This window comes from Sulfitobacter sp. HI0129 (assembly GCF_001635395.1).
Lineage (GTDB): Bacteria > Pseudomonadota > Alphaproteobacteria > Rhodobacterales > Rhodobacteraceae > Sulfitobacter.
Map to the genome: position 1 here is coordinate 1 of NZ_LWGH01000503.1, position 2,632 is coordinate 2,632.

Annotated in this window: 3 protein-coding genes; 2 read left to right on the plus strand and 1 reads right to left on the minus strand. The window is 67.7% G+C overall.

The features are described from left to right. Nucleotides 1-258, minus strand: a 258-nt coding sequence (locus A3764_RS13765) for a helix-turn-helix domain-containing protein (RefSeq protein WP_150122182.1), incomplete at its 3' end; no start/stop codon positions are given. A 65-nt stretch (nucleotides 259-323) separates the two neighbouring features. On the opposite strand from A3764_RS13765, the gene A3764_RS13770 reads away from it, so the two are divergent. Further along, nucleotides 324-1,844, plus strand: coding sequence for a class I adenylate-forming enzyme family protein (locus A3764_RS13770; protein WP_067921181.1), 1,521 nt, complete (start codon nucleotides 324-326; stop codon nucleotides 1,842-1,844). Continuing rightward, on the plus strand, nucleotides 1,841-2,488 hold the full coding sequence (locus tag A3764_RS13775; protein WP_067921182.1) for a DsbA family oxidoreductase: 648 nt from the start codon (nucleotides 1,841-1,843) through the stop codon (nucleotides 2,486-2,488). Before A3764_RS13770 ends, A3764_RS13775 begins: the two co-directional genes overlap by 4 nt. The last annotated feature ends 144 nt before the right edge of the window (nucleotides 2,489-2,632 follow it).

Consider the following 2,632-nt stretch of genomic DNA (forward strand, 5'->3'; position numbering starts at 1 on the left):
GAAAAGCTGCGGCACGGAGATTTCCAGCCCGCCCGCCAGCTTCTTCAGCGCGTCGTAGGTGGGGGACATCTGGCCATTTTCGATCTTGCTGAGGGTGGACCGCGCCATGCCTGCCTGCCGCGCAGCCTGTTCCAGCGTCCAGCCGCGGCCCTTGCGCAGGTCCCGCACCCGCGCCCCGAGGTCGAGCGGCGGCACCTGCTCCACCTCTCCGTTGCCACGGGACAACTGTATCAATGAGGATTGCGGCAGATCGGACATGGCAGCGGCTATAGCGTCCCGCCCGGGCGCTTGCAACGGCGACGCCCCCGGGCTAGCCAGTCGCGATGCTGTCTATCACCGACAATGGCGGGTTTTCCGCCCCGCCCGCGCACTTCAACATGGCGGCCCATGTGCTGCGCCATGCCGCCGCACTGCCCGACAAGACCGCACTGCGGATTCTCTCCTCCGAAGGCGGCGAAAGCTGGAGCTTCGCGGAACTGTCCGCCGCCGTGCGGGGCACGGCCACGGGGCTTTTGCGCCATGGGCTGACCCCGGGGGATCTGGTACTGCTGCGGCTGGGCAATACCGTCGATTTCCCGGTCGCCTATCTGGGGGCGCTGGCAGCCGGACTTGTCCCGGTGCCGACCGCCGCCGCGCTGACGGCGCGTGAAACGGCCCGCATCATCGGCGAACTCGATCCGGCGGTTATCCTGCACGACCCGGAGGTGCCCTGCCCGGAGGATCCGCGCTGCCTGACGCTGGCCCAGATCCGCGCGTGGCACGACCTGCCCCCCGCCGAGTGGCACATGGGCGATCCCGAACGGCTGGGCTATATCGTCTATACCTCCGGCACCTCGGGCAAACCTTCCGCCGTCATGCATGCTCACCGGGCCATCTGGGCGCGGCAGATGATGTTCGACGGCTGGTATGACCTGCGCTCCGAAGACAGGCTGTGCCACGCGGGCGCGTTCAACTGGACCTATACGCTGGGCACCGGCCTGATGGATCCCTGGACGATGGGGGCCACCGCCCTGATCCCATCACCCGGCACGCCACCGGGCGCATTGCCCGCGCTGTTGGCAGAGGCCGCAGCGACGATTTTTGCCGCCACGCCGGGGGTTTACCGGCAAATGATGAAGTCCGGCAAAATCCCGCCCCTGCCGGCCCTTCGCCACGGGCTGAGCGCGGGCGAAAAGCTGCCCGAGGCCACGGGCAGCGCTTGGCGCGACGCAACGGGAACGGAGATTTACGAGGCCTACGGCATGTCCGAATGCTCCACCTTCATCTCTGCCTGCCCGGCGTATCCCGCCGCCCCCGGCACGCTGGGCCAGCCCCAGCCCGGTCGCCGCGTGGCCCTGCTGGGCGATGATGGCCCCGTTCCGCGCGGCACGCCCGGCCTCATCGCCGTGCACCGCTCCGAGCCGGGGTTGATGCTGGGCTACCGCGGCGCGCCCGAACAGACGGCGGAGCGCTACCGCGGCGATTGGTTCGTGACCGGGGATACCGGCGTGATGGATGAGGACGGGCAGATCGCCTACCTCGGCCGGACGGACGACATGATGAACGCGGGCGGCTTCCGGGTCTCGCCGCTCGAAGTGGAGGCGGTCATGGCGGGCCATCCGCAGATCGAGGCCGTGGCGGCGGCAGAGGTCGCGGTGCGCACGGATGTCACCGTTATCGCCGCGTTCTACACCGCACCCGACGGGCCACTGGACGAAGAGGCGCTGCACAGGTATGCCCAGACGTCGCTGGCGCGCTACAAGCAACCGCGCCTTTATATCCATGTGCCGGCCCTGCCCGTCGGCGCGAACGGCAAGTTGCTGCGGCGCAAGCTGCGCGAGGAATACGAGGCCCGCACACCATGACCGAGACCACGACCGTCAAGCTGGACATCATGTCCGATCCGATCTGCCCCTGGTGCTATATCGGCAAGGCCCATCTGGACAAGGCGCTGGCCGAACGCCCCGATCATCCCTTCACGATCGAATGGCACCCCTTTCAGCTCAACCCCGAAATGCCCGCGGGCGGCATGGACCGGCGCGCCTATCTGGAGGCCAAGTTCGGCGGCCAGCAGGGGGCTGTCAAAGCCTATGCACCGGTGGTCGAACATGCCGAGAAGGCCGGGTTGAAGATCGACTTCGAGGGCATGAAGCGCACGCCGAATACGCTGGACGCGCATCGCCTGATTCACTGGGCCGGGATAGAGGGCCGCCAGACCGCTGCCGTCTCTGCCCTGTTCACCGCCTATTTCGTCGACGCACGCGATATCGGCGACCACGAAGTGCTGGCGGATGTCGCCGACGGGATCGAGATGGACGCCGCCGTGGTCCGTCGCTTGCTGGAATCGGACGTCGATGCGCAGGAGATCCGGGACCGGGATGCCCACAGCCGCAGCATGGGGATCAACTCCGTCCCGACCTTCATCGTGGGTGGCCGCCACGCTGTTCCGGGCGCGCAGCCGCCGGAGCTTTGGGCGAAGGTTATCGCGGATATCGAGGCGCTGGACTGACCTTTGCCGCGACGGCGGGCGCCTTACCGAATGATGTCGTAGCGTTTGCAGACGGCACCCGGGCGTCTGCGGTAAGTCTCGAAACCCATCGCCGCATAGTAAGCGAGGGCGCCTTCGTTCGTGGCCCCGATCGTAGCGTCGATC

Bases quoted from the DNA above. Each gene is read 5' to 3' on its own strand.
- A3764_RS13775 (WP_067921182.1), top strand. From the start codon at position 1,841: ATGACCGAGACCACGACCGTCAAGCTGGACATCATGTCCGATCCGATC.
- A3764_RS13770 (WP_067921181.1), top strand. From the start codon at position 324: ATGCTGTCTATCACCGACAATGGCGGGTTTTCCGCCCCGCCCGCGCAC.